General features: G+C 65.3%; 2 protein-coding genes. One reads left to right on the top strand and one right to left on the bottom strand.

Features of this window, described 5'->3' with window-relative positions:
- Positions 1 to 12: 12 nt before the first annotated feature.
- On the bottom strand, positions 13 to 585 hold the full coding sequence (locus tag ABR948_RS29495; RefSeq protein ID WP_428124839.1) for a L,D-transpeptidase: 573 nt from the start codon (positions 583 to 585) through the stop codon (positions 13 to 15).
- Between the two features lie 293 nt (positions 586 to 878).
- On the opposite strand from ABR948_RS29495, the gene ABR948_RS29490 reads away from it, so the two are divergent.
- On the top strand, positions 879 to 2,423 hold the full coding sequence (locus ABR948_RS29490; RefSeq protein ID WP_428124837.1) for an acetolactate synthase large subunit: 1,545 nt from the start codon (positions 879 to 881) through the stop codon (positions 2,421 to 2,423).
- The last annotated feature ends 208 nt before the right edge of the window (positions 2,424 to 2,631 follow it).

The following is a 2,631-nucleotide window of genomic DNA, read 5'->3' as shown; positions in this document are numbered from 1 at the left end:
GCAGCCTAAGCCCTAATTCTTCACGATCACCGTAGCGCCGACGGGCACGCGCTCATAGAGATCGGTGACGTCTTCATTGGTCATGCGGAAGCAGCCGGACGACACCGCCTGGCCGATCGTCTCCGGCTCGTTCGAACCATGGATGCGATACAGCGTCGAACCCAGATACAGCGCGCGCGCGCCGAGCGGATTTTGGATGCCGCCTTCCATGTAGCGCGGCAGATCGGGCCGCCGCGCCCGCATCTGCGAGGGCGGGGTCCAGCCCGGCCATTGCTTTTTCGCGGTGACGCGGTGGACGCCGGACCAGCGATAGCCGTCGCGGCCGACGCCGATGCCGTAACGCAGCGCCTCGCCATTGCCGAGCACGAGGTAAAGCCGCCGCTCGGCGGTATTGATGAAAATGGTGCCGGGGGCATAGCGGCCGTCAAAGCTCACGGTGGTGCGGGGAATCGGGCCCGAGCCGCTGTTGCCGAAATTGGAACCGCCTCTGAAGAAATCGCGAAAATCGGCGTCCTGCGCGCTCAAAGGGCCGGCGCCGGCCAGCCACATCGCGCTCACCGCCAGCAGCGCCAGAACCCGGATCATCTCGTGCCCCGCAAAAAGAGATTTGGCCAACCGATTTGAGCATGAGACAGGCCATAATTGGCACGGTTTCGCAAGCAACGAGGCTGTGAGGGCGGCTATTTTCAAACACGGCGGTTACCGAAACAATACCGTGGCCGGAAGGATGACCGGAAACGCCGCGCCGGCTGGTTAAGGCAAATGGCAGCCAATTGGCAGCCAAAGGGCAGCAATGCCGGCACGCCCTTTGACGAAAGCCGCTGGGAATGATTGATCTGCGCTGAGTTTTTCGGAAACGCGCGAACGGGAGCGGAAGAATGAACGGTGCGGAAAGTCTGGTGCGGACCCTGGTCGCGGGCGGGGTTGACGTCTGCTTCGCCAATCCCGGCACCTCCGAGATGCATTTCGTCGCCGCCCTGGACCGGGTCGAGGGCATGCGCTGCGTGCTCGGCCTGTTCGAGGGCGTGGTGACGGGGGCGGCCGACGGCTATTTCCGCATGAAGGGCACCCCGGCCTCGACGCTGCTGCATCTGGGACCCGGTCTCGCCAACGGTCTGGCCAATCTGCACAACGCCAAGAAGGCGAATTCCGGCATCGTCAACATCGTCGGCCAGCATGCCGTCTACCACATCGCATTTAACGCGCCGCTGACCTCCGACATCGAGGGCCTGGCGCGGCCGATGTCGGCCTGGGTGCGGACCTCGCCGGATGCCAAATCCGTCGCCAAGGACGGCGCCGCCGCGATCGCCGCGGCCAAAAGCTCCCCGCCGCAGATCGCGACGCTGATTTTGCCCGCTGACACCGCCTGGAACGAGGCCGATGGCATCGCGCAGGTTCCGGTGGAGTCGCAGCGCGCCAGCTACTCGTCGCAGGCCGTCGACAACGCCGCCAAGGTGCTCAAGGGCGGCGCGTCAACGCTGCTGCTGATGACCGGCGGCGCGCTGACCGAGCAGGGGCTGGCGCTGGCCGCGCAGATTGCCGGCAAGACCGGCTGCAAGGTGATGGGCCAGACCTATAATCCGCGGATGGCGCGCGGGCGCGGGCGGTTTGCGATCGACCGGATTCCCTATGTGATCGAGCAGGCGCTGCCGATCCTTAAAGGTTTCAAACATATCGTGCTGGTCGAAGCCAACGATCCGGTGGCGTTCTTCGCCTACCCGAACAAGCCGAGCATGCTCAAGCCCGACGGCTGCGAGGTGCATCGCATGACCTCGGGGGCTGAGAATTCGGTCGCGGCGCTTGAGGCGCTGGCCTCCGCGCTCGGCGCCAGGCCCGGTGACGCGAAGCCGCAGCCGCTGGTCGATTTGACAAAACCGACGGGCGCCTTGACCCACGCCTCGATCGCGCAGGCGATCGCGATGGCGATCCCGGAAAACGCCATCATGGTCGACGAATCCATCACCACCGGGCGCGGCTTCTTTCCGCCGACCGCCGCCGCCAACCCGCATGACTGGCTGCAGAACATGGGCGGCTCGATCGGGTTTTCGACGCCGGTCGCGACCGGGGCCGCGGTGGCCTGTCCCGACCGCAAGGTGATCTGCATGGTCGGCGACGGCAGCGCGATGTACACGCTGCAGTCGCTGTGGACCCAGGCCCGCGAAGGCCTCAACGTTCTGACCATCGTGTTCGCCAACCGCATCTATCAGATCCTGCGCGGCGAATTCGATGGCGTCGGCGCCGGCGAGCCGGGCCAGCGCGCGCTCGACATGCTCAGGATCGACCGCCCGACGCTCGACTGGGTCGCGCTCGCCAAGGGCATGGGCGTTTCCGGCCGCGCGGTTACCACCGCGGACGAGTTCGTCAAGGCGCTGGCGGAAGCCGTCGCTGAACCGGGACCGCGGCTGATCGAAGTGCAGATGTGAGGGCGCGCGGTCGAGAGCACGAAGGCTTTTGAGATTGTCATTCCGGGATGGTGCGTAGCACCAGACCCGGAATCTCGAGATTCTCGGATGTGCAATTGCACATCGTAGTTCGATGCTTCGCATCGCCCCGGAATGACGGACGTAGTCCTCGCCATGACGAGACACGCGTGGAGGCCAGATGCAAGCCGAGATGCAGGCCGAGTTGGAC

Source organism: Bradyrhizobium sp. (genome assembly GCF_050014615.1).
In the GTDB taxonomy this organism is placed as follows: domain Bacteria; phylum Pseudomonadota; class Alphaproteobacteria; order Rhizobiales; family Xanthobacteraceae; genus Bradyrhizobium.
This window is presented reverse-complemented; position numbering and strand designations above follow the sequence as displayed.

What these genes read in the sequence shown, in the direction of transcription:
- ABR948_RS29495 (WP_428124839.1), bottom strand. Translation starts at nt 585, where the DNA reads ATGATCCGGGTTCTGGCGCTGCTGGCGGTGAGCGCGATGTGGCTGGCC.
- ABR948_RS29490 (WP_428124837.1), top strand. Translation starts at nt 879, where the DNA reads ATGAACGGTGCGGAAAGTCTGGTGCGGACCCTGGTCGCGGGCGGGGTT.